The following is a 382-nucleotide window of genomic DNA, read 5'->3' as shown; positions in this document are numbered from 1 at the left end:
CGACGACCACATCCTGGTCGTCTGCCTTGTAAGGCGGGATGTACAGAGCACTGCCTGTAGTCATGGTTATTTATCGCTTTCGGTCAACGTAAAGAATGAAGCCAGTTTCTCGTTTCTTTGTAAGAACAGATCTGGATCAGACTTCGTCGGGGCTGCGCAGGTTGGTTACCTGAATACGCTGTTCGCGGCGCTTTTCCTTTTCGGAAGGCATCTCGGCGCGATAGACGCCTTGATCACCAACGACCCAGGAAAGTGGACGACGCTCCTGGCCAATCGACTCCTGCAACAGCATCAAGCCTTGCAGAAAAGCTTCAGGGCGGGGCGGGCAGCCAGGCACGTAGACGTCCACGGGCAGGAACTTGTCCACCCCTAGAACGACGGA

1 protein-coding gene and 1 pseudogene are annotated in these 382 nt (G+C 55.2%); both read right to left on the bottom strand.

Annotated elements, in window-relative coordinates; translation table 11 throughout:
- Positions 1-64 (bottom strand): hypothetical protein (locus tag ACIPLA_RS28320; protein WP_401177786.1); only part of this gene is annotated, 64 nt, incomplete at its 3' end.
- A 72-nt stretch (positions 65-136) separates the two neighbouring features.
- Positions 137-382: pseudogene (locus ACIPLA_RS28315) on the bottom strand (NADH-quinone oxidoreductase subunit B); the annotation flags it as partial.

Source organism: Pseudomonas sp. NPDC086112 (genome assembly GCF_044746425.1).
Lineage (GTDB): Bacteria > Pseudomonadota > Gammaproteobacteria > Pseudomonadales > Pseudomonadaceae > Aquipseudomonas.
Note: the sequence above shows the minus strand (reverse complement) of the source record. Positions and strands in the feature narration are given on the sequence as shown.